This is a genomic window from Methanosarcina baltica (assembly GCF_055394095.1).
Map to the genome: position 1 here is coordinate 2,848,630 of NZ_AP042463.1, position 22,437 is coordinate 2,871,066.

A 22,437-nucleotide genomic window follows, 5' to 3' on the forward strand; every position below is an offset into this window, starting at 1 on the left:
ATCTCAAGGCCTTTTCCACAAAAATTCAGGCAGAGAGCCCGGTTGCTTTAGCGCCGGGAGGAATGCCGCACTTCTCTGTTGAATATTCATAACCATCTGTCCTCTGTAATACTTTGAAGTATTTTTTATTAATTGAGATCCTTTTCCCCTCTTTGTTTTTGATGTCGAAACTACCCGATTTTCTACAAGCAACGGAACCAAACCATGTCCCTTTGTACTTGCCTTTGGGTACAATCGCCTTGACTGTATCACCAGTTTGAAAACCAAAAAATGTTTTTTGCCTGGGAAGGTATGAACGAGGAAAGCCGTACTTATCGAGATTTGTTCTTTTATACTGTCCTCTTCCTTTTGCTTTGATATGCAGGACGTTGTTTGTTGCAAAATTGATTTTTTCCGGAGTGGATTCTCCTACACAAATAGCATCGAAATGATGATCTTTTGGCAGCTCTGCCCTGATTCGGTTCATTTTTGTCCTTGCACCCGTGCCGCATTCTACCGGAAGGCCTGTTTTAGTCAATGCCTCGAAAACTTTCCATCTGGTAACTGTTACAATCGCAGCATCTTTAAGCGACTTTTTGGCCAGGTTCTGCACGTCAGGATGTCCAAACTCTTCTGCAGTTTGACTTCCTTTTTTCTGGTTGCATTCTCTACAAGCCAATGTTAAATTGGAGACTCTGTTTGAGCCTCCTCTGATTTTAGGAATAATGTGTTCAATCTCCAACGGAACGTTTTCAGCTCCGCAGTACACACATTTTCTACCAAATTTTTCAAGCAGGTATTCCCGGACCTCATAACCTTGCAGCTCTCCCTGCTGATACTCAATTCCACTTATCTCAGGGTTTTGCATGAGTTGAGTATCAAACTTGCAGTTTTCATAGGAAATATGTGTCAGTGGGCATAGTTTCCTGAGCCTATCTGCCCAATTTCCTATGTTATCTACACGGCTTTGCAGGGATGGAGGCAGCCAGCCTTCCCGCCTTTTCCGGTTCAGAAACCTTGGTTTTCTGTATCTGGTTTTGCGGTTTCTTCGGGTTCTCCTCATTGCTCTTCTGCTATCCATATTCTTTTTTATGCTTGTTTTGTGGTGCAACTGTGCAACCCAGACAACATTTGAACCTTTCAGAATAGCAAGACCCGTGTGACGGCTTCCGTAATCTATTTTCAGTCTAAAAGCCGAATTGTCCTTAGACTCTTTCAGTTCTTTGAGTCGGATTGTAAAGGGATATTTTTTGTGAATAACCGCTTTTCCCGCTTTAAGCAGTTTTCTTGCAACTGCTTCATGGCAGGGACTTAACGGCTCTTTGTTTTTGTTAAGTATAAATATCATGCTGGATTTCTCCTCTCTGCGCTGGAAACAAATTTCCATAGCAGGTAACGCAATTTTTAAATTGTCTCCCCTCGCCAATGTTGGAAACGCTTGTCATGCGTAGCACACCGTCCCTACCTCTCAGGACTTTTAATACTACACGATAGAGCTGCAAACTGAGGAAGCATTCGCAGGTATCAGTCGGCTAAGTCGGAGGGATTACTCCCTCTTTCTCGCCTAAGAACTGTACGTGAGACTTTCACCTCATACAGCTCAAGCATCTCTTAACCCGTTAGGGCAGCAGTTATTTGGTTAATAACTGCTTTCGTAAGTCATGACTTGCAGCCTATTAACATGTGTTTTGTTTGTAAGCTTCTTGCGGATTGATTTCTCGATCAGCGTATTTGAATGACTTACATTCATAGGTCATACCTTCATTCTTACGTTTTGATACCACGGAGTAAGTCTGCATCCTTTTGGATTAGGGCAAATTTTGAACCCCTATACAGTTCATTACAAATTGTCATTCGCTTTCTACTCCTTTCCTTTACCCTCTATGTCATTGTCATCCTTTGCAGGATTCCTACCCCGAGGGGAACATATAGGGCTTACCAAGTTCTATAAAATGAATAATTGTGAATACCTTAGAAGCCATCTTTAAACCGAAAATCATATGTCCATTTCCCAATAAGTATGTCAAGCCTTATTGGTCTGATTTCATTACCATTTTGGTTCAAGCGTATCAATCTAATTTCGCTTGTTGTTGGTCACGATTCTTACAATGGTTCACATTACGTTCTTCTTAGAATTCTTATCCTAACAGATGGTTTAGATTAGATTTCTAAACTTCTCCATATTGTCATATGAGCTTCACACCTTGACGTTACCATCAACGCATGTCATAGTAGGATTATCCCAAATGGAAGGGATAGCGTTACCGCAATTCATATTATAGCTTTCTTGTCGCACTGACATTTCCAACGTAGTCAATTAAGACTTAGGCTGGTCAACTAGGGCTTATACAAGCCCCACTGCTTCAGCGTGGGGTAGTTGACTTATTATCTGGCCATAAATTTTTGATTGTCAATCTTGTCTGTCAAATTTTCATTTAACCACGGAACACACGGAACACACGGAAAAAGAAAGGTCGGAAGACGACAATTACGGTTGTGATGGCATTTTTTAGTCCTCTTTCAAGAATCCAGAAGCGTTTTTGAATCCTACTCACATTTCGAATTTTAGTATTTTTGTACAAATTAACGGTACAAAAGTACCATTTTGTTAAGATCCTATTAGTTAAATGGCCAATATACCGGAATTAGTTGCCCATTTTGGCAAGGGGTCGAAATATGTGTCCTATTATATAAAGATCCAACTTACTCACCGGCCGTCAGGCCGGTTTCCGTGTCCTTCCGTGTCTTCCGTGGTTAAGAGTCCTCTTGATAGTGATTTTGGTGAGGAAACTTCAAAATTCAAAATTTTAAAGCTGGGTGAGTATATTAAACTCATTCCGGAAACATCGAAAATTATTCCTGCTCGTTTCTTTTTTCATAAACTTCATCCGGCCCCGCCTTTTCATAAACCGCATCAATCAAACCTTCGCTTGAAATGCCTTCCACAAGTCCCATTCCGGCTCTTCCACTTCCGACCTCTCGACCAGTTTCTCCCAGCCTCTCTGCCAGGAACCTGCCCGTATAACTTTCCGGCACTCTTGCTATTTCTTCGGGAGTCCCCCAGGCGATGATTTCCCCGCCAGCATTTCCACCTTCGGGTCCCAGGTCTATGATGTGGTCCGCGGACTTGATGACGTCCAGATTGTGCTCGATTACGACCACGCTGTTCCCTTTGCCCACAAGGTCATTAAGGACCGAGATAAGCTTCTTCACGTCATGGAAGTGTAGCCCGGTCGTGGGCTCGTCCAGGAGGTAGATCGTTCTGCCGGTTCCTTTTTTAGAAAGTTCCCGTGTCAGCTTGATCCGCTGGGCCTCGCCCCCGGAGAGGGTCGTTGAACTCTGACCGAGCTTGATGTAGCCCAGGCCCACCCTCGATAGGGTGTCCAGCTTATTCCGGATGGCCGGGATGTTTTCGAAGTGGACCAGTGCTTCCTCTACAGTCATGTCCAGGACCTCGGCGATGGACTTTCCCCTGTACTGTACGTCCAGAGTCTCCCGGTTGTAACGGGTTCCTCCGCACTCCTCACACTCGACGTAAACATCGGGCAGGAAGTTCATCTCGATCTTTATCAGCCCGTCTCCCTGGCAGGCCTCACAGCGGCCCCCCTTAACGTTAAAGGAGAAACGTCCCCCCTTATAACCCCGGACTTTGGCTTCCTTCGTCTCCGCAAAGGCCAGCCTTATCGCGTCAAAGACCTTGGTGTAGGTGGCCGGGTTCGAGCGGGGAGTCCGACCGATGGGGCTCTGGTCGATTACTATAACCTTGTCGATTTCGGAGTCAAAACTCAGTTCATCGTGCTCGCCCGGAGTTTCATTCGATTTGTTGATATTCTTCATCAGGGCCCTGTAAAGGGTATCGTAGATCAGGGTGGATTTCCCTGAACCTGAAACCCCGGTGACCACGGTGAAGACCCCAATCGGGATATTGACATCAACGTTTTTCAGGTTGTTTTCCCGGCAGCCCCTGAGCCTTATGAAAGCCTCGCTTTGCCTCCGTAAAGCGGGGATCGGGATCTGTTTTACCCCGGAAAGGTATTGCCCGGTCAGGGATTCCGGGTTTTGCTCGATTTCCTCAGGGGTCCCTTCCGCTACCACATATCCCCCGTGGATGCCAGCCCCGGGTCCAATATCGAGCACATGGTCCGCGGCCCTTATGGTGTCCTCGTCGTGTTCGACCACGACCAGGGTATTTCCAAGGTCCCGCAGGGTTTGCAGGGTCTCGATAAGCCGGGCGTTGTCCCGCTGGTGAAGGCCAATGGAGGGCTCATCCAGGACGTAAAGCACCCCCATGAGGTTCGCCCCGATCTGGGTTGCAAGCCGTATGCGCTGGGCTTCCCCTCCAGAGAGAGTTCCAGCATTTCGGGAAAGGGTCAGGTAGCCGAGGCCCACATGTTCGAGGAAACTCAGGCGGGAGCGGAGCTCTTTAAGGACCTGCTTTGCGATTCCCTCGTTTTTCTCGGAAAGTTTGAGGGTCTCGAAAAACTCGATACATTCGGAAATCGAGAGGCTCGTCACCTCCGCTATGGACCTGTCCGCGATTCTTACGGCGAGCACCTTCTTTTTCAGGCGCTGTCCCTTACAGCTCGGACAGGGCAGGACCCGCATGAATTTTTCAAGCTCTTTTCTTCGGTAATCGGACTTCGTCTGCTGGTAAAGTCTTTCGGACTGTGGGAGCAGGCCTTCCCAGGCCCCTTTGTGGGACCAGTGGGCATCCCCGTTTTTCATGCTCATGCTGAACTGGATGCGCTCTTCCGAGCCGTACATAAGGGCAGTGTACTGCTTTTCGGTCAGCTCCGAGATGGGGGTGAAGATGTCAAAGCCGAAGTGTTTTGCGACGGCTGCGAGGTGCTGGCTCCGGTAGCCGTCCAGAAAGTTCCGGTAAAGGGCCACGGTCCCGTCCGCGATGCACATGTCCCTGTCCGGGATGACTAGCTCGGGGTCGAATTCCATCTTTATTCCGAGCCCGTTACAGGTCTCGCAGGCCCCGAAGGGACTGTTGAAGGAAAACATCCTGGGCTGGAGTTCTTCAAAAGCCATTCCGCAAACTGGACAAGCCAGGTTCGAGGAGTAAAGTTTATCCTGTCCGTCGGAATCCACCGCAATTAGGAGCCCTTCGGCCTTTTTAAGCGCGTTTTCGCAGGCCTCCACAAGTCTCGACCGGTCTTCCGCCGGGTCCAGCCTGTCAATTACGACCTCGATATCGTGCTTTTTGTAGCGGTCAAGGGTAATCTCATCGTCTGTCCGGCAGATTTCCCCGTTTACCCGGACCCTGGCAAAACCATCGGCGTCCAGGTCCCTGAAAAGCTGCTGGTAGGTCCCCTTTTTCTGGCGAACGATGGGGGCGAGAACCGTGACCATGCCCTCCATTTCGGAGCTGATGCTGTCCGCGACCCGCTCCGGGGTCTGGGACTCGATTTTAATGTTGTGATCCGGGCAGTAAGGGGTTCCAACCCTCGCAAAAAGCAGCCTCAGGTAATCGTAGATTTCCGTGACCGTCCCAACTGTACTCCGGGGGTTTTTCGATGTGGTCTTCTGCTCGATTGATATGGCCGGGGACAGGCCCTCAATACTGTCCACGTCAGGCTTGTTCATGAGCCCCAGAAACTGCCGAGCGTAGGCAGAAAGCGACTCCACGTAGCGGCGTTGCCCCTCCGCATAAACCGTGTCAAAGGCCAGGGTGGACTTCCCTGATCCCGAAACGCCGGTAATAACAATAAATTTGTCTCGCGGGAGTTCCACGGTTATGTTCTTTAAATTGTGTTCCCGGGCTCCCTTTATAATGATATTTTTCATATTTTTTTCACCAGGATTTTTAATCCTGCTTTGGTTTGAGTAATAGTGAGTAGTTAAGATAATAGTTTTTAATCTATATCTTAGGAGTATAATTATAATTAGATACTTATAATTATTCCGCATCAATTTCAATCCACACACCCGTGCGGGGTGCGACGATGTTATTTTTCTAAGTAATTCTTTACTATATACCATTTCAATCCACACACCTGCGAGGGGTGCGACTTCATAAGCCCCAGAAATTGACGGGCATAAGCTATTTCAATCCACACACCCGCGAGGGGTGCGACTTTCGGCTTCTGTTGGGATATCTCGCCTATCAAAATTTCAATCCACACACCCGCGAGGGGTGCGACCCGTTAAGATTTGATAATCCTGTGAGGCTTCAAGCATTTCAATCCACACACCCGCGAGGGATGCGACGAGCATATAAACACACTCATGACCGGCTCTCAAAAATTTCAATCCACACACCCGCGAGGGGTGCGACATCTCTTCCTTGTCGAGTCTTTCCGGGCTGATATTAAATTTCAATCCACACACCCGCGAGGGGTGCGACAGTGATGGCCGCAGTATTAACCGAGGGAAATTATATTTCAATCCACACACCCGCGAGGGGTGCGACATTAGACATCGTCCACCAGGCCGTTGATGTATCCCTCGTATTTCAATCCACACACCCGCGAGGGGTGCGACCAAACACCCACTCTTCTTTCTCATCATCGTACTATTTCAATCCACACACCCGCGAGGGGTGCGACCATCAGGATAGCTGCGTCTTCTTCTTGCCTTGTGTAATTTCAATCCACACACCCGCGAGGGGTGCGACACGAAGACAGGGAAATTAGTGCCGATAAAGACCTTATTTCAATCCACACACCCGCGAGGGGTGCGACCGCAAATTAATTCACATTAGAACTATTCAGCCTACAAAAAACAGTTGCTTGATATTGATTCTGATGCAACAGGGATATTTGATCACCAAGGATGGAAATCAAATAAACGCAATCAACAGCCAACAATTAAATGAAATCAATTCGCAAAAATATGTCCATTGAATTTTAATTAAGAAGGCTATTGATGTTGTTTTGTATGGGCTGAATAATTAACTCCATACAATATATCAACCTCATTAATATTTAAAATGGTTGCTCCCTCTAGTGCAGGCGATTTAGTCACTCTATATAATATATCAATCTCGTTGATACAGACATTTTCAAAAAGTGTATATTCTGGAATTCCGCAGGAACAACCAAAAATGATAAATATAATGAATAGATTTTTTCTGCGAAGCTCCCAGTAAATCAATGTTCACTATAGGTTCGCAGAGATCATATAACCAACAAACCTTCTGGATCATATCCTTTTTTTGCACCAAAATGATCCACCCGATTTTTCCAATTTTTACCCAAATAATAATATCTTATACTATCTCTCTCCTCATCCATAATCTCATCTAATGAATGTTTAAGCTGCGTAAACTGAGCGGGATCTACAAGGCACTCAAATACAGAGTTCTGGACCCTCTGTCCGTAATTTAAGCACACTTTTGCCACTTTTCTCAGTCTTCTTTTTCCACCTTCTGATACTGTATTCACATCATACGTTACCAATACCATCACCTAAAACACCTCAACTCATAAAAAATGGTGGATAACCATCAATATCTCCTCTTAAATAGCGAGCCAGTAACATTGCCTGGACATATGGAATCAGGCCGATGGGGATCTTTTCTTTTAAATACGGATGGGTAATCTGGTCATATTTTCTCTTTTGCCAGGCCGCCAGTATTTTTTTCCTTCCGTCTTCGGTCATGAGGACAGCTCCATTTTCCTTTTTCAGGAAATCTTTTCCATCGACCTGCCTGAGATTAACCACACTCAAAGCAAGGCGATCAGCCAGGAAAGGCCGGAGTTCTTCCATCAAATCAAGCGCAAGACTGGCTCTTCCAGGCCGATCGGAGTGGAAAAAACCAACATACGGATCAAGCCCGACAGTTTCTAAGGCTGACTCAACGTCATGAGCAAGTAATGTATACAAAAAAGACAACAGTGAATTCACATTGTCAAGAGGAGGCCTTCTGTTTCTATTATGTATGAAAAAATTATCCTTTTGCTTAAGAATAAGTTCGTCCAATACACCAAAATAAGATTTTGCACAATTTCCCTCAATGCCCCGAAGAGAATCCGAATTAAAGCAGGAATCAATGTTCTTGAGATTCTCTATCAGCAAAGCATCAACTGAATGAATTTTATCGACATTGATTACATCTCCGTGGTCACGGGTACTTCTTCCAAGAACAGTCTTGCAGTTGACAATTTTTCCTATGATAAAGGACTTAGCGAGGTCCAAAGAACCATCTTCATTGTCTGCTATTCTATATTGTGTGCGCCGCAAAAGAACATTTCCTCGAACTCGTCCATTAACGCGAGCCAGAAATTTTCCATACGGAGTCAAAAAAGATAGGCCAACATTGTTATCAGTACAAAGTCGCATCAGCTGAGGGCTGGCACCCATATATTCAAAACAAACTATACCTTCAATATTGTGTATCGGAATACGAAACTTTTCAACATCCTTTACCTTAACAACGACATTTTCCCCGTCTCTGTGCAGATAAGATTCAGGGGTTGTGACATACAATGTATTCAGCAATTTTCTCATGGATATAGAGCCCCTCGACCAAACATACAGGTTTGGATTAATAAATACTTCTTGAAAAATATAATTAGATTAGAGATCTCCCGTACATGCATCGTTCAAATGTTTGCTGACATATTTACGGGCAGAAACAGACTTTTTCGTCAATTTCGGAACACAGACATCTACAAGAGAGCAGTATTTGCAGTTTCGAGATTTTTCAGCAGGTGGAGTAATTCCTTTCTTGAAAAGAGAATGCATTTCATCAGACAAAGAAATCACAAGACTTCTCAATTCATCAGTTATCTTAAGCTGAATTCTTCTCCTGATTTCATTATAATAAAAACCCGCTGTGTTTATATTTACATTAAACATCTCTTCCAGGCACATTGCCTGCGCACAGAGTTGAACTTCATCGCGTTCATCAATTTTTGGTTTACCCCTTTTATACTCCACAGGGCGCATCTTCCACAAACCCTCATAACCAGGAAGAGAAACACCATTTTCAGAGCGGACATATTCAATAACATCTGCCACACCATACAGCCCAAGCTGATACGAAACCAGTGGAAACGCCCTTGATAGCACAACATCGCCTCTGCTTTCTTTAAAGAAGGGATCATCCACACGCTCATGGAGAAAATGGCCTTCGACTGTCCGAAGATTATCCTCCCACTGGCGCTCAATATGAATCAACGCCCATTGACGCCTGCAAAAATGAAAATGTTGTATGCCGGACAACGAGAGCAGCTCGTCTTCGGCATATTTCTTTTCGATCATAATTTCTCGATCAACTCAACGCCGTTTGGCATGTCGCCAGAGATTGTTACTTTATAATCCCCAAAAGAACGGGGTGGCAGGTCCTGGGAGAGGCCCTCCACCTTTATTTTGTCAAACAGGATATGAGACTGGCAGCAACCAAGTTTACTTTCATGCTTGAAAACAATCAGTTTCCTTGCAGACATTTTCCCCCTTGCAGCCGAATGATCATGCTCAAACATATTGACCAGACTATCCCAGAGCAGTGCCAGATCATCTTCAGTAAATCCGGTCTTTTTGGCCAGGTGAGCCGAGATATATCCTTCTGCACGGTACAGGCCATATGGTACAATCTGTTTTTTGCCCATTGTCTGGCCTTTTTCAGCATCTGCTTCATTGGTAACCGCACAACGGGTGACTGTTATTTCCTGCTGGAAAATCCGGTCAATGCTGCGAGCAAAACCAAACTGTACAGGCCCTCTTACCTGACCACAGTTGACCTCTGTGGTCATTACGGCCCCAAAGGTCCGGATGTCAAAGAAATTCTGACACATGAACTTTGTCAGTTCCTCGTCTTTTGGTTTCTTCTTGGAAGGTTCAATTCCGAGATATTCATAGGCTTTCTTGTGCTGATTATTAAGAACGGCACCGGACTTGACGTATATTTCATAACCTGCATTTTCACTTTTCACAAGGTCAACATAATCCCTGATCTTTCTCTTAAGACAGACATCAGTTACTAACCCGTTTCCAGTCTGTGGATCAACCCTGGGCATATTGCCCATGTCAGGATCGCCATTCGGATTTCCATTTTCTACATCAAATAACAGCACAAATTCATACCGATTTCCAATAATTTCACTCATGATGAAACCTCCTCACTTGAAGGAACCTCTTTTTTCTTGAAAAAAGCCTTACGCTGATGATAGTAACCAAGCATGAACATGCCCTGGTCTTCAAGGTTCAGGTATGCAGGAAACTCACCCACATCCTCCAGAATCTGTTCAATCAATTGATTGTACCAGAACCCCCAGTCAGACTTTGCGATATGGTGTTGTGCAAGTTTTAACAGCACCGGAAACACAACAGCTGGCGTGGATGATGCACTGCTGAAATACTTGCTGTTGATGGTGCTTTTCATCTCTCTGTTTGTGTCATACTGTACTTTTTCAAGCGTGGAAAATAACCTTCCAAGCTGATATGGCACATTTGAACTCTCTTCGTTTAAACTCATGGTAATCAAATCCTGCTTAACATTTAATAATCCGGCTCTGCTTAATCTGAGCAAATATGCCTTGATAAAACCAGCCCTGACTGAATTAATTGAGCCCTCTACCTTTACACGGCTCAGAATTGCGTTGTATAAAGATACAGGATAGACCGTATTGTTCAGGATTGAACGCATAATCAGGCCGCCAAGAAGTGGCGAAACTGTTTTTTTGTCAGAACTCTGACTTTACTTTCAAAGATGCATGTTTTTCCGTTATCAAGCGGCTTTGTTTGTGTGGGCCTAAGGAATGAATAATCCTACTGATGACGTTTTTATTGGGGTGGCAGGTAATTACCCAGGTTCAAGAAAGAAAATAATGATGCTTGCTTTGTACTCATCTCTTCCAGAATAATATTACACTTATTTGATTCTTTATCCTGGATAACTGCCAGCCTAATTTCGGACAAATTTTCAATTAGTCTTCTCATAGAAAGACCATATCTCTTTGTCTCCCAGGCTAAATATCTGTAGAAAAGTAAGCCAATTATAGACAGAAATACGTGAACTTTGATATTTTCATCTTTGTGGTGGTACACCGGTCCCACAGGGACAAGCAGGTGATCATTCAATAGCTTAAAATCATCCTCTATAGCGCCTTTATTGTTGTATGTTTGCACAATTTTTTTAGTGTGCCAACGGTGCTTATCTGTAAATAGTATATTTTTTCCTAATGAATTTTCGCGCTTATTTTTATTCTCTTCGTCAATCCAGAACTTTAACTGAGGTTTTTTCTTACCTTCAGGAGCATCAGTAATTTCATATTTCACCATACTTCTGTATTTTTTGATAATAATGTCTGCAACCTCTTTTTCTACACTGCTCCTGTTTCTTGCTTTTCCTCTGTTGCTTTCCAGTCTCCTCTGTAGGTCTTCCAGATTCTCAGTTATTTTTGACATATTTGACTCACAAGTTCTTTTTTGAAGTTTGTGAGTTCCTTCATTGAAAGTAATTACTGTTGTAAATTCTGTCCCGTAAAACTGATGCTTTGTCCGATAGCCATAAATTTTGTGGCCTTCTGAGCTTTCATATAAAAATTGATATTTAGATAATGGCACTTCAAGAAGATCATCTGCCTGATTTGCTTTTACAGCCCCTACAAAATTCATCTTTGAAGTTGCTTTTTCAATGTTGTCCTTTGAATTGTTTCCCTTATCAAAAACAAGAACAAGGTCTTCCGAACAAATATTCAATTCGGTTAGACGGTTTACTATTTTGTCAACCAGACCTGAAAATTCCTCTGAATCATGCACATTTCCTGGATATGTCTCGTGAATAAAAGGTAAGTTGTAATCATTAGCAGCCAGCGCTACAGATACCTGATTTTTGTCTTTACGATGCTTTTTGTTATACCCTTTATGAAGCAATTCACTTTTTTCATCATAATTGGTAGCATAAGTGAACCAGTTTGATTCATCCACAAACAGTACTGAAGGGGTTAGTCCTTTTTCGATGAGAACTCGGCACAAATCGTCTTCAATATTTTTCATTGTGTCGGAATCAATGTAATTCATATGATTCAAAAAATTCTGACAATTTAATTTATGAGGGAATTTCCACTTAAAAGATAAGGCCGATTTTTTGAACCATTCCCCAATACCGTTTTCACTTAAAACTCCATGAGATTTCCCCACTATATCAAGTAAAAGATACTCTCCGACACTTAAACCATCGATTGATTTTTTCATAGTGTGCTTGTTCACTATGTCAACGAATCCAAGCTCTTCATTCACATGAAGAAGTGCGGCAAGTTTGCCGTACTCAAAAGATTTCAGTTTCATGTAGGGCAATGATTCACTCTGTTTTTTCATTTCAAATATTTTTTCGGCATTGCCTAAATATATCTGAAATATAGTTTTCACTTTTCCATCAATTCTGCCAGTTTTAATAATATACCAGTATTTTTTACCGTTGATTATTTTCTGTTTTAAAAAAACCATGATATAAATTTAGGTTCTACGTATATAAAGATATTTCTTCAAAAAACAGATACAATAGGCTTTTTAAATGTAATTTAGAACTTAGGCCTTACAAATATTTTTTTTAACGGATCTTCCTTGCCACTGATTTTTGTGGCAAATCAAGGCAAAAATAGCTCTTCTTTGAAAGCTGAGTCTGAGGGACGGTCTCATTTAACAGGCGGTATATTGAGATGTACTGTGGATCATAATCCCCCCGAATGACCTCCATGTCCAGATGATGGTGGGCCACTCTTTCAATAAAATTCCCAATACTGTCAGCATACCAGAAACGGACAGCAAGCCGTGCATTATTAGGAGACAAACCAAGGACATAGAAATTAGTCTCCGGATCTGTCTTAATGTCTTCTTGATTTATTTTTATTCCAGCTCGGACCTTATTGAGAATATCCTCGATCTGTTTGGTCTTGCCGATGTCCTGTACCCGAGAACCCTCGATATTCTTTTCTTCATTTTTCTTTTTTTTCGGATCTTTTTCCCCCTTTTTTATTTCCGGAGGGTAAAAAAGGAATTTTGCAAGATCTTCACAATCTTTTTTACCGGTTTTATCACTTGTCTCAGCCCAAAAAACGACTGTTGTATCAGCAATCCGTATTTTATTACTTTGACTTGAAAGAAGGTGATTCAGAGCAGTCGTGTACTTGAACATCGATGATTCACTGACTGGGGAATTAAAACTCTGTTCTTTACCATAAGAACAGAAAGCATCGTTATTAAAACTGACAAGAGAAGCTCCTGCTGACTGGGCCCCAACAACTCCTTTTATTTTTTGATGCACCTTAGCAGCCGGTTCCACTTTCCCGCTTACCAAGCACTGAGCAACCACTGTGTCATCGGTCTCATCATGGGAATTCGCTTCCCAGGCTTTTTTTACCACATTATTTTCATGTAAGAATTTCCCATCATATTCAAAAATGCAATTTCCACCAGCAAGAAGTTCATCTTTGTATTGACTGATCTTTGGATTTTCAAGGAACTCTTCCGGATTCCAGCTATTCAGAAAATTAAGGAATTTGCGGACTTCGGGATCATCCATACTATCCAATAGATTGTGGTGAAGTGTTTTGAAGGCTTCAAAGCATTCTTTAGAACGTTGATGAACAAGAGTGATTTCTTTATCATTCTCCTCAAGTATTGTATACTCTCCAAGATTTTTCTTTGAATTAGAATTAAATTTTTTCTCAAAATCATTTCTTTTCAGTTTTTCAACACCAAAAACATACTTTGCATTCTCGCAGACAAAATATGGAAATATTGCATTAGCACGAGACTTTCGGAAAGGCACATCAATATTTTGTGGTTTTGGCTTCTTGTCTTCGCTTCGGAGATCAACAATATGTGAAAGTTTATCATCTGAGGAAATAACAAGGGAAAATGAAACTTTGGCGCTACTATACCCGAGCCTTGGTATTTTGGCGTCATCTCCCTCAAGGATATCATAATAGCGGCAAAGGGACTGAATAATCATGAGAAGCCCCCATGGAACAGGCATTTCTGAACATCAATCACCCCATCCACCATACAGGCGCGGAAAAAGATGGCTTTCATATCTTCAGAAAAATCAATATCATAGAGCATGAACCCAAGATCTTGTTCTCCTTCTCTTTTTTCAAGATAATAAGACACAGGAACTTCCCCTTCAATTAATTCAAATTGAACAGGGAATTCACGACAGCCAAAATATGGGTGATGGAAACACTGTCCTTTTCTCATCCGCCGAAGTGCAATATTGTAATGTTTTTCAACGGTGTCATCAGGCCCTGCACGGTCTGTCATCTCAAAATGTGCCTCAATAACATAACAGACATCACGCAGAACAAGAGAAGCCCTTTGAACCGTATCCTCTGTGGAATCCTGATAAAGAGCAACATCGCCCCCTTTAAGAGCAGTTTTCACTTTACTTGCAGATATTTTTCCCGGCCTCTCATTCCTGCGGATATTGTCAAACTTGATCGGGTTTAGAACATGAATTCTGTCAATCTTCCAGCAAATCGCAGGTTTCCAGTAAATAGCTTCAAGAATTCCTCGCGCTGCTGAGGGAGTTATGACATCATAACTTACACGTTCAACTTTCATTTCCGGTCGCGTGAAGCAGGCATAATCTCCCCATACTTTCAGTTTTATTCCAAATGCTATTCCAATCACCTCCTTAAGCAGTTAACAATGAATATTCATCATCACATTTTAGGTTTAAAAGTCCAATGTTTTCAGAATAATAATCCACTCCGTCCTCCAGAACAAAAAATCTATCCGCGATGGAGGAAATTGCATTGATTCTTTCGAGTGCTTTGAACTCTTCGAGGTAAATACTTACTGTATATCCCTGTAAACTTCGAATATACATCCCGGGAAATCCAGTCCTCCGGATCTGTTTGATAATGGATCTGGCATTATCATCGTACGGAATAATAATATCCCGTGTATTATTTTCAATAAGGTTGAATTTACCAGCCACGTCCTCAAAAGGAAATGCAATATCTCTCAACCTCTCCTCAAAGGAGGGCAGAATTCTCTTTTTATCAAGTCCTTCGCCCTCATAGGAATAAAGTCTCTCAAAATATCTGCCCACAGCAGGAAGTGATAAAGGATCATCCCATTCATCAAAAATCATACTGCCAATCTCAGCAACACGGCTCTGCCAGGATGTCGCTTTACCATAGGCTTCAGTGGATCGAAAGACATACACCTCTCCAAAATCCAGTTTTCCTTCACGGTTACATCTTCCGGAAGCCTGACAGACCGAATCAATACCAGCCTTTGCCCGGTACACGGCAGGAAAATCAATATCAACGCCAGCTTCGATCAACTGGGTAGAAACGACGTGACATTCAGCCCCTTCTTTCAATAGACCCTTGATTTCATTCAGTTTATTTCTTCTGTGAACCGGACACATTCTTGCACTTAGATGATAGCATCCCTCAGGTCCGGAAAGTTTTTCATACAGCTTTTGTGCGTGTTTACGGGTGTTAACGATACACAAAACCTGTTTATGCGCATTTAGTCTACCTGAAAGGTCCTCATCATCCATATCCTCAAGATCTGTCACATGGACACGCCGGAATATTTCGTACAGTTCCTGAGGTGAACGTATAATCTCAACAGGCCTGACACTCTCGTCCAGAAGTCCATTGAGATTCGGCTGAGTTGCCGTACAGATAACAACCGTTGATCCATAATTGACTACCAGTTCGGAGAGGGCGGCAAGACACGGTTTCAAAAAACCTGTCGGTAACATCTGAGCCTCATCAAGAATAATCACACTCTTTGAAAGATTGTGCAGCTTGCGACATCGGGAAACTTTGTTGGAAAAAATAGATTCAAAAAACTGGACATTGGTTGTAACGACGATAGGAATATCCCAGTTTTCAGATGAGAGTTTCAACTTCTCCTGTGCAACATCGGTATTTTCAGAATTTTCGTTTTTTGGATCATAGTTGCTATGATGTTCAAGCACATTTTGATTTCCAAAAATCTTACGGAATACATCTGCGTTCTGTTCTATAATGCTTGTATATGGTATGACATAGAAAATTCTGTTCAAATTGTGTTTTTTCAAATGGTCCAGAGCAAAAGCCATTGATGAGAGAGTTTTTCCTCCACCTGTCGGGACAGTCAGAGAAAACATCTGTGGCGGTAATTCTGCTTTTTCCCTGCATTGTTCATAAATTTCCCTTCGATATTTATTGATAGGTTTATCATCAGCTTTCGAAAGTACGGCATTCATGTGTTCATCGAATTTTTCGAAAAGTGTGTCGAAAGACTCAGATTGCCCTCTTAGAGAGGATTTGTCAGGTGAAAGAAATCTTTCCGTATCAAGAAAATCAGCATCAACCAGGCATGAGAAGAGCATACGAGTGTAGAAAGAAAAAGAAAACCCTATCCTATTGTGGATGGGAGTCAGATGAGGATGAAATTCGTTCAAATCCGGGGTTAATATTTCATTTTTATATTCCGAATAATCTGGTAAGTAGGGTTTTGATAAACGCTCCTTTAGACCCGATTCCGGAGTTCCGTAATCAAGAAGACCACCATGATGTCCCGTTATAATATATTCCAGGACCCTACTGTGAAATATACCATATAGTGTTCCAGCTTCTTTCGCTCCGGCAGTTGAATGATCTACTCTGATCCTGGCCCCATCTAAACGTCTCTGAAATTCAGGCGAGTATTTCCCAATATCATGCAATAACCCCGCTGCATATCCGAATTGTTCGGCATTGAATTCCCTGGCAAATCCACTGGCACAATTTGCTACATTTTCCAGATGAGCTTTAAGGGGTTGCCAGTCATTCTTATCCTGGCTGTCGGTAGAATGGGCATAATACATAGTATTTCACTCTGTTATTATCCTTATAATCACATAACGCTTTTCGCTGAATAAATCTCTTTTATTTTTTATAATATGATATCAAGGTAGTTTTCATATTAGTAGTTTTCTTTTAATGTAAGAGAGTTTTGTAGAAAACCTATATAAATCAGTTACAGAAAGCTGAATATCAGTACTTCGACTGTCGGTCGTGTCCTTGAGTCGTAGATTAAATCAGAAAAAACAAGCACATTCCAAGTTGTATCAAAACCAAAATGGATTCTACAATTGGGTAATATCCATTTCAATTTTTATTTCATTTCGACAAAAATAGATTAATTTTCATTGATTAATATAGCTCATTTGCCCAATTTTTATTTCATTTCGACAAAAAAATATTAAATTTCATTGATCAATATAGCTTATTTGTTTTTCCTGCTACAACTCCCCGTTTATTCCCACATTCATTTCCCCTCCCAGTTATCATTTCCAGAATTTCCTTCAGGCTTATACCTTCTCTTTTCATGAAATTTGCTATTTTCTTTATATTGTGTACAGTACACATCATAACAAATTCAATTTTTGCCTTCTTTTTCCCTCTCAAAAGAAATTCCCAAAATCCTCTATCCTCTTTCATTTGACCAAACACAGGTTCTACAGTAGACATTCTTTTCTGATACTTTTCCGTTCCTTCTTCTGTGTTCAGTTTAGCCCTCATATCCTCCATTAGGTACTCTCTGGGATCTCTTGAGATTGTCCTTTTTTTACTCTCAGTACATGCATTTTTTAACACACACAGAGAACAATAATTGCAGACATAATAGCGCAAATCAGGCTCATTTGGCCTTTTTTGGATTCTTGTAAATGGCATCTCAAATGCGGCAGGGCAATAATAACAATCGTTTTTCTCATCATAAGTGAAGAGATATTTCCTGAACTTCTTTGTCTTTCCTCGTTTCTCTACTTTATAAAAGTTATCAGGAATATAAGCATCAATTCCTTCATCTAGTAAAAATTTTACATTGTCATATGAAAAATAACCTGCATCTGCCAGCAATATTGTCGGTTTGTATCCCAGTGTTACCTTTACATTTTCGTATCTATTCAGCTACCTCTGTTTCTAACTTATATTTCGTATAAACTCAACAATTACTTTTTTCATATAGATTAATATAAAAATCATCGGATTTTGGAATGAGGTTTATGAAATGTGAAGAGATTCTTACTCAATGCCGTTCAGACCCTGAATCCATTGTTTCATATATTGAGGATCTTGAGTCTCGGTATGAAGATCTTGGATCTCGGTATGAAGATCTTGGATCTCGACACGAAGAGCTTGAATCTCGGTATGAAGATCTTGGATCTCGACACGAAGAGCTTGAATCTCGATATGAAAATCTTGAATCCGAAAACACCGAACTTCGAGAAAGACTTAATGAGTTAGAATCTCGCCTAAAAAAGAATAACCAAAACCAAAAAAGAAATCGACTTCCCTCTACTAACAATTCTACTGATAAAATACCTCAATCAAAAGGTTCACAAAAAGGAAGTTTTAGACGTCCTGGCGGCCAAAAAGGGCATCCTGGTTCTACATTAAGGATGATTAAAAATCCTGATAAAACAATCATTTATAAGCTACATAAATGTGAACATTGTGGTTGTAACATTGAGAAGATTGAAGTTATAAATTACGAGAAGAGACAAGAATTTGAAATAATTGTAAGGCGTAAAGTGACCGAACATCGTGCTGAGATCAAAAAATGTCCTTATTGTAACCGCAAAAACAAAGCTGCTTTTCCGAAATCAATTACAAAACCTGTCCAATATGGCAATATGGTTTTAACAATTGCAATTTACCTCCGAAACTACCAATTGATTCCCTATGACCGAATCAAGAAATTATTTAAAGATGCCTTTGGATTTGATATAAGCGTTGGTACAATAATTAGGGCAGAAAATAAGTTATTTCACAAGTTGAAAGGTGCTACAAACCACATCAAGAAGCAACTGATAAAAGAAAATGTCATCCATGGTGATGAAACTGGAATCGACGTTGGTGGTCAAGGGGAATACTGCCATTTAATCTCTACAAAAAAATATACATACTATTTCCATAATAGGAGTCGAGGATCAAAAGCAATGAATAAAATGGGAGTGTTGCCTAAATATAGAGGAATTATAGTCCACGATTTCTGGAAACCCTATTTTAAATACAAATGTGAACATGCGGCATGTAATGTCCACATTCAAAGAGAACTTAAAGACATTTATAACATATTCAAGCAAGTGTGGGCTGAGGAGATGTCTGATCTCCTATATGAAATTAAAAAATGCGCAGACTTTGCCAGAAAACAGGGCATACAAATAGATGAAGATACGCTCAAGACCTTTAAAGAAAAGTATCAGTCAATACTAATGAAAGGATTTGAGGACAATCCTCCACCTGAAATCTCGAAAGACAATGGGGTTAAAAGAGGAAGAAAAGCGCAGAGCGATGCAAAAAATCTCCTTGATAGACTTTCAAAGTATGAAAAAGAAATCTTGAGGTTTGCTACGGATCTAAGAGTTCCTTTCAGTAACAACCAAGCAGAAAGAGATCTCAGAATGATAACAGTTCAGCAAAAAATATCGGGAGATTTTAGGAAACCCCATGGAGCAGATGTTTTCTTTAGAATTAGGGGATACATATCTACACTAATAAAGAATAATATACCTACTATAAGTTCACTTCATGCGGCGATTGAAAATGTGCCACCCTTACCCTGAATAGATACACATTTTCTATCATTGGCTCAATCTGATGTAAGTCATTTTCTTCATCGACAACGTCTGCTGCAACGATTAATTGTTCCTTTTCATCAACGGCAGCCTGGCAATTATAGGAAGGTTTTTTACTTCCATCCTTATGTTTCATAATTTTAGCATCGTTATCTGTGATGTTTACTTTTTTTAAATTTTCTTCGTTAAGTTTCTTCTTAGCGACTTCAATTTTCTCTAATCTTTTCTTCTTGTTAGTCAGTTCTTCTGGCACCTGGTATGGTGTCGAATCACCATAAATTTCGTCTTCATGTTTATCGACTTCAATGCTTTCCCTGAGTATCTTATCAATCTCTTTATCAAGGGCTTTCAAACTCTTACTTTGTCTTGGAGAAGCGTTTGCTTTAACCTTTGTTCCATCGATCGAAATACTGGAACTAATCATACCAAGTTCCTTACAAAAAGTGACAACCTGTGAAAAGAAAATTTTAATTGGTTCAAGATGAGTTGAACGGAATCGACAAATAGTATGGAAATCTGGTTTTTGCATGGCTGCAAGATACATGAAAGCGGTATCAGTTTGAGTCATTTGCTCTATCTTGCGTGAACTTCTAATGTTTATCAGATACCCATAAAGTAAGATTTTTAGAAGAAGTCTTGGATGATAAGCAGGGCAACCTTCCTCAGAGTAAGTGGATTCAATTTCGCTAATATCAACGGCATCTATGATGTCGTTTAGTACTCTAGCGATATGGTTTTCAGGAACAAACTCTTCCAAGCTTAGTGGAAGTAATAATTGCTGCTTTTGATCGTACCTTTTGAACATGGTGAAACACTTGGATTGATTTTCATAAAAAGTATACTTTTTATGTAATATATGATTTTAATGAACATAAAGATTTCGATAGTTCTCACCCAAATGTACAATCGAGCAGAGTTTTGAGACAGCCTGACATTCCCCGTGTTTAGGAAAAATGCATAGAGATTCTTATGCTAATGGTTGTCAGTAACTCACGGACACGACTCACGACTCAAAACGTGGGGCGGGTATTAATAAAGTCATATAGCGGGGTGAAAGTATTCCTGACCTGGCCTCCATCCTTTTTGTAGAATATATATTAAAATCGGGACTGCTATCGGTTTTCTTTGTATTCTTAAGCCGGCGGGCGGTTTGAATTACTTTCAAAAAACGGAAACAGTGGAAGGATTTCTGTGAATTTTAAATTTTTTGAAACGGCTGGTGGGGACGAAGGGCCGGCAACCTCAAAACAGAAAAAATATATTTGGACTAGTATGAAGAAAAGCTTTTTGAGTCGCATGACCCGGGTTTTTGAACGGGGTTTTTTTGTTTTACCGGGGCAGGGTTGATTTCAGCGTCTCAGAAAACCGGGTCCTCAACGACTGAAAAGCGATATTTTTATGATGCAAAACAGATTCAAACCACGGAACACACGGAACACACGGAAAATATTTTAGTCTGCTTGAGCGAGTGAAACGAGTGAAACAGACCCCGTGCTCCCGAAGCGGAACTCGGGCATGGAAGACACGGAAAAAGAATGACGGAAGATGCCATTTAAGGTTGCTCTGGCGTTTTATCCAGAGTGAGTTATGAATCGATTATTTTAGAGACCTGGAAACCGATGAAAAACAAAAAAAATATATTTTGCCGGTTTTGGCTAAAAGCTTTTTGAGTCGCATGACCCGGATTTATGAGCCGGTTTTTTTTGTTTTACCGGGGCAGGGTTGATTTCAGCGTCTCAGAAAACCGGGTCCTCAACGGCCGACGAAGGAGGACGGGCGTTTCGGGAATGATACAAAACAGATTCAACTTTTCCACCGCCTTTCTTTTTTGAAAAGCATATCATTTTCTTCTGTAGCCAAATTTTTTATCATAAGTTTTGTGATCCATAACATCAATGACAAGAACTACAATTTCGATATTTGATCCGCTGCCTGTAAGTGTATAAAGCATCCTCCAGTATTTCGGGAGTTCAACTCTAAAAAGGTTTTTTGTATTATATTTGGTTTTGTACTCATCTGGAATTAGCTTTTTCGCTATGGGTTGGCCAAAGTGGATATTTTCCTTAATGAGATCTGTTTTTTTGTGTAAAGAGTCGAGTATCGCTTTTTCATCTTTAGATTTCAGAGCCTCTTTTTTCAGACTTTTGTAGGTTTCTGCGGCCTCTGGGGAAAGAAAAACTCTGACACTGTTCATAATTCAAGTCCCTGAGATATAGCTTTTTTCAGGTTTTCATTGGAGTTAAAAATCCAGGTTATACCTTTTAGCCCTACGTAAATTTTGTTGCTCTTTTCCAGATAATCCAGAATAACCATCATTGTATTATGATTTACCTGCTTTGGGAGCATTTTTTTAAGTTCTGCGACAGTCACGACACTCCCTGGCATGTTTTCTAGAGTATCTTCCACCATCAAAATGGTTTTCAGAGTCGGGGAAGGCTTGACTCTGTTAACATGAATTTCTCCAACCATGGTTGATTAACCTCCAAGACTTACGGATATGATTATGGATTCGTAGTTTTTAGATATCAATTAATAACTATTCATTATTAAATCATATAAATTTGATTGTTTCTAATCAATAGTTGGATAAAATCAGACATAACTTTCAGAATTCCAAAGAAAATTCATTCAGATTTCCTTAAATTACGGCCCTCTCTTTTTTCCGGAGGTTTGAATTACTTTCAAAAAATGAAAAACGCAAACATCAAAAGCACTGGAAATTCAAATAGCAAAAAAGCAAAGAAGCACATAGAATGTTTTTGTCTGCTTGAGCGAGCGGAGCGAGTGAAACGGACCCCGTGCTCCCGAAACGGAACTCGGGTGCCCAAAAAAGAGGAAAAACACCGGCATTCAGGTTTTTCCTCGATTTACGGACCTTTTTTTGTAGAATTCCCCAATTCATACTTAAGTTATTTAGGATTCCCTTTAATTGCGGG

At 41.1% G+C, this 22,437-nt stretch carries 13 protein-coding genes, 3 pseudogenes and 1 CRISPR repeat array; of the genes and pseudogenes, 1 reads left to right on the forward strand and 15 read right to left on the reverse strand.

The window, feature by feature from the left end; genetic code table 11:
* Positions 1-25: 25 nt before the first annotated feature.
* The 12 genes and pseudogenes from iscB to ACZ5QV_RS12660 form a co-directional block, all read right to left on the reverse strand.
* A complete protein-coding gene (iscB, locus tag ACZ5QV_RS12605; protein ID WP_464600135.1) occupies positions 26-1,327 on the reverse strand; it encodes an RNA-guided endonuclease IscB in 1,302 nt (433 codons plus the stop codon).
* Positions 1,328-2,832: 1,505 nt separating this feature from the next.
* The gene (uvrA, locus tag ACZ5QV_RS12610) at positions 2,833-5,772 is read right to left on the reverse strand and encodes an excinuclease ABC subunit UvrA (protein ID WP_464600136.1); all 2,940 of its coding nucleotides are present in this window, start codon (positions 5,770-5,772) and stop codon (positions 2,833-2,835) included.
* 125 nt (positions 5,773-5,897) lie between these two features.
* Positions 5,898-6,668: a CRISPR direct-repeat array (repeat unit 32 nt; unit sequence ATTTCAATCCACACACCCGCGAGGGGTGCGAC).
* A gap of 435 nt (positions 6,669-7,103) precedes the next feature.
* Complete coding sequence (cas2, locus tag ACZ5QV_RS12615; RefSeq protein ID WP_464602107.1) at positions 7,104-7,391, reverse strand: CRISPR-associated endonuclease Cas2; 288 nt, start codon at positions 7,389-7,391, stop codon at positions 7,104-7,106.
* Between the two features lie 13 nt (positions 7,392-7,404).
* Positions 7,405-8,436: a type I-C CRISPR-associated endonuclease Cas1c gene (gene cas1c / locus ACZ5QV_RS12620; protein WP_464600137.1), complete on the reverse strand. Its 1,032-nt coding sequence runs from the start codon at positions 8,434-8,436 to the stop codon at positions 7,405-7,407.
* A 69-nt stretch (positions 8,437-8,505) separates the two neighbouring features.
* Positions 8,506-9,192: a CRISPR-associated protein Cas4 gene (gene cas4 / locus ACZ5QV_RS12625; RefSeq protein ID WP_464600138.1), complete on the reverse strand. Its 687-nt coding sequence runs from the start codon at positions 9,190-9,192 to the stop codon at positions 8,506-8,508.
* A complete protein-coding gene (cas7c, locus tag ACZ5QV_RS12630) occupies positions 9,189-10,037 on the reverse strand; it encodes a type I-C CRISPR-associated protein Cas7/Csd2 (RefSeq protein WP_464600139.1) in 849 nt (282 codons plus the stop codon). The genes cas4 and cas7c overlap by 4 nt, the downstream gene beginning before the upstream one ends.
* A pseudogene (locus ACZ5QV_RS12635) lies at positions 10,034-10,606 on the reverse strand (type I-C CRISPR-associated protein Cas8c/Csd1); the annotation flags it as partial. The gene cas7c and the pseudogene ACZ5QV_RS12635, both read right to left, overlap by 4 nt.
* A gap of 107 nt (positions 10,607-10,713) precedes the next feature.
* Positions 10,714-12,378 (reverse strand): IS1634 family transposase, encoded by a 1,665-nt coding sequence (locus ACZ5QV_RS12640; protein ID WP_464599431.1) that lies wholly within the window; start codon positions 12,376-12,378, stop codon positions 10,714-10,716.
* Between the two features lie 103 nt (positions 12,379-12,481).
* A complete protein-coding gene (gene cas8c, locus ACZ5QV_RS12645) occupies positions 12,482-13,909 on the reverse strand; it encodes a type I-C CRISPR-associated protein Cas8c/Csd1 (protein ID WP_464600140.1) in 1,428 nt (475 codons plus the stop codon).
* Positions 13,882-14,562 carry a type I-C CRISPR-associated protein Cas5c gene (cas5c, locus tag ACZ5QV_RS12650; RefSeq protein ID WP_464600141.1) on the reverse strand — a complete coding sequence of 227 codons (681 nt, stop codon included), beginning with the start codon at positions 14,560-14,562 and terminating at the stop codon, positions 13,882-13,884. The genes cas8c and cas5c overlap by 28 nt, the downstream gene beginning before the upstream one ends.
* Positions 14,563-14,566: 4 nt before the next feature.
* A complete protein-coding gene (gene cas3 / locus ACZ5QV_RS12655) occupies positions 14,567-16,744 on the reverse strand; it encodes a CRISPR-associated helicase Cas3' (RefSeq protein WP_464600142.1) in 2,178 nt (725 codons plus the stop codon).
* 391 nt (positions 16,745-17,135) lie between these two features.
* A pseudogene (locus ACZ5QV_RS12660) lies at positions 17,136-17,819 on the reverse strand (transposase); the annotation flags it as partial.
* A gap of 107 nt (positions 17,820-17,926) precedes the next feature.
* Between ACZ5QV_RS12660 and tnpC the strand changes: the two are divergent.
* Positions 17,927-19,489 carry an IS66 family transposase gene (tnpC, locus tag ACZ5QV_RS12665; protein ID WP_464599444.1) on the forward strand — a complete coding sequence of 521 codons (1,563 nt, stop codon included), beginning with the start codon at positions 17,927-17,929 and terminating at the stop codon, positions 19,487-19,489.
* Between the two features lie 7 nt (positions 19,490-19,496).
* Here tnpC and ACZ5QV_RS12670 read toward each other — a convergent pair.
* The 3 genes and pseudogenes from ACZ5QV_RS12670 to ACZ5QV_RS12680 all read right to left on the reverse strand — a co-directional run.
* A pseudogene (locus tag ACZ5QV_RS12670) lies at positions 19,497-20,306 on the reverse strand (transposase); the annotation flags it as partial.
* Between the two features lie 1,035 nt (positions 20,307-21,341).
* Positions 21,342-21,695 (reverse strand): hypothetical protein, encoded by a 354-nt coding sequence (locus tag ACZ5QV_RS12675; protein ID WP_464600143.1) that lies wholly within the window; start codon positions 21,693-21,695, stop codon positions 21,342-21,344.
* Positions 21,692-21,970 (reverse strand): hypothetical protein, encoded by a 279-nt coding sequence (locus ACZ5QV_RS12680; RefSeq protein ID WP_464600144.1) that lies wholly within the window; start codon positions 21,968-21,970, stop codon positions 21,692-21,694. Before ACZ5QV_RS12680 ends, ACZ5QV_RS12675 begins: the two co-directional genes overlap by 4 nt.
* Positions 21,971-22,437 lie beyond the last annotated feature (467 nt).

What these genes read in the sequence shown, in the direction of transcription:
- cas2 (WP_464602107.1), bottom strand. Translation starts at nt 7,391, where the DNA reads ATGGTATTGGTAACGTATGATGTGAATACAGTATCAGAAGGTGGAAAA.
- cas7c (WP_464600139.1), bottom strand. Translation starts at nt 10,037, where the DNA reads ATGAGTGAAATTATTGGAAATCGGTATGAATTTGTGCTGTTATTTGAT.
- uvrA (WP_464600136.1), bottom strand. Translation starts at nt 5,772, where the DNA reads ATGAAAAATATCATTATAAAGGGAGCCCGGGAACACAATTTAAAGAAC.
- cas4 (WP_464600138.1), bottom strand. Translation starts at nt 9,192, where the DNA reads ATGATCGAAAAGAAATATGCCGAAGACGAGCTGCTCTCGTTGTCCGGC.
- ACZ5QV_RS12675 (WP_464600143.1), bottom strand. Translation starts at nt 21,695, where the DNA reads ATGAACAGTGTCAGAGTTTTTCTTTCCCCAGAGGCCGCAGAAACCTAC.
- cas3 (WP_464600142.1), bottom strand. Translation starts at nt 16,744, where the DNA reads ATGTATTATGCCCATTCTACCGACAGCCAGGATAAGAATGACTGGCAA.
- cas8c (WP_464600140.1), bottom strand. Translation starts at nt 13,909, where the DNA reads ATGCCTGTTCCATGGGGGCTTCTCATGATTATTCAGTCCCTTTGCCGC.
- ACZ5QV_RS12640 (WP_464599431.1), bottom strand. Translation starts at nt 12,378, where the DNA reads ATGGTTTTTTTAAAACAGAAAATAATCAACGGTAAAAAATACTGGTAT.
- cas1c (WP_464600137.1), bottom strand. Translation starts at nt 8,436, where the DNA reads ATGAGAAAATTGCTGAATACATTGTATGTCACAACCCCTGAATCTTAT.
- iscB (WP_464600135.1), bottom strand. Translation starts at nt 1,327, where the DNA reads ATGATATTTATACTTAACAAAAACAAAGAGCCGTTAAGTCCCTGCCAT.
- tnpC (WP_464599444.1), top strand. Translation starts at nt 17,927, where the DNA reads ATGAAATGTGAAGAGATTCTTACTCAATGCCGTTCAGACCCTGAATCC.
- ACZ5QV_RS12680 (WP_464600144.1), bottom strand. Translation starts at nt 21,970, where the DNA reads ATGGTTGGAGAAATTCATGTTAACAGAGTCAAGCCTTCCCCGACTCTG.